We start from the raw sequence: 1269 nt of genomic DNA, 5'->3' as shown, positions 1-1269 counted from the left end.
TGAAGTGGACCCCATCCTTTGGACCACCTGACGGGTCGTCTAAGCTCGGATCAGGTCATCATCGGCGTCAGGCCGCCTGGATCAGTGGTTGAGAGAAGTACACTTCATCAGGTGTAGCATCGTCTAGCCCTTGGTGGGGCCGCTCTGTGTTGTACCAAGCGAAGTAACGCTTCAGATCCCCTCGCAAGTGGGCGCCGCTCTCGAAAGCCTTCAGATAAACGCACTCATACTTCACACTGCGCCAGAGTCGTTCCACGAATATGTTGTCCTGATAGCATCCCTTGCCGTCCATGCTGATCCGGACATCATGGGCTTCCAGAACTTCGGTGAACGACTGGCTGGTGAACTGACAGCCTTGATCTGTATTGAATATCTCGGGCTTTCCATAACACGCCAAGGCTTCCTCCAAAGCATCGATACAGAAGTCCGTATCCAGGGTGTTGGAGACCCGCCAGGCCAACACGCGACGGCTGTGCCAGTCCATGATGGCCACCAGGTACATGAACCCGCGCGCCAAAGGAATATAGGTGATATCGGTCGCCCATACCTGATTGGGGCGGTCGATGACTCGCCCCCGCAGCAAGTAAGGATAGATCCGATGTCCTGTACCTGGCCGGCTAGTGCATGGCTTCGGATAAATAGCCTGTAGTCCCATCCCGCGCATCAATCGCTGGACGCGCTTGCGGCTCACTGCGTGGCCCAAGCGATTGAGATAGGCTGACATCCTTCGTGAGCCATAGACCGGTGTGCGCAGATGTTCCGCGTCGATCAGACGCATTAACTCCAGATCATAGGCCCGTAGCGCCTTGCGCTGATAGTACATCGAGGAGCGACTGATACCGAGTAGCTGGCATTGACGTCGGAGGCTGATGCCGGGCGCTTGCGGCTCGACCATTGTCAGGCGCTGGGCCCGACTCAACGATCGAGCCTGCGTGACAAAAAATCCCGTTCCACCGTCAGCTTGCCGATCTCGCGATAGAGCGTATCGATCTCCTCCTGGGTCTTCTGGGCGGTTTTACTGGAACTTTTGCCCTCGAAGACGCCGGTGGCGTTGTCCAGCAGGTCGCGCTTCCACTGACTCACCATGGTTGGGTGGATCTCGAAGCGGGCTGCGATCTCTGACGTGGTCTGTTCCCCCTTGAGGGCAGTAAGGGCTACCTTGGCTTTGAACTCACTGCTGTACTGTCGACGTTTCCTGCTCATGATCAAGCTCTCCTGGTCGGTATGATCAGAGCTTAGCGCCTGGTCCGAATTCTGGGGTCCACTTCA

At 56.7% G+C, this 1269-nt stretch carries 1 protein-coding gene; it reads right to left on the bottom strand.

Translation table 11 applies throughout. The features are described 5' to 3' along the window. Nucleotides 1-67: 67 nt before the first annotated feature. Nucleotides 68-1203 (bottom strand): IS3 family transposase gene (locus tag QD208_RS17550; RefSeq protein WP_156941212.1). Its coding sequence is split into 2 segments (ribosomal slippage): nt 68-930 and nt 930-1203, totalling 1137 coding nucleotides; the frame shifts between segments, so codons are not numbered across the junction. Nucleotides 1204-1269: the final 66 nt, after the last annotated feature.

Origin of the sequence: Cobetia sp. 29-18-1 (assembly GCF_029846405.1) — a bacterium.
GTDB classification, from domain to species: domain Bacteria; phylum Pseudomonadota; class Gammaproteobacteria; order Pseudomonadales; family Halomonadaceae; genus Cobetia; species Cobetia amphilecti.
This window is presented reverse-complemented; position numbering and strand designations above follow the sequence as displayed.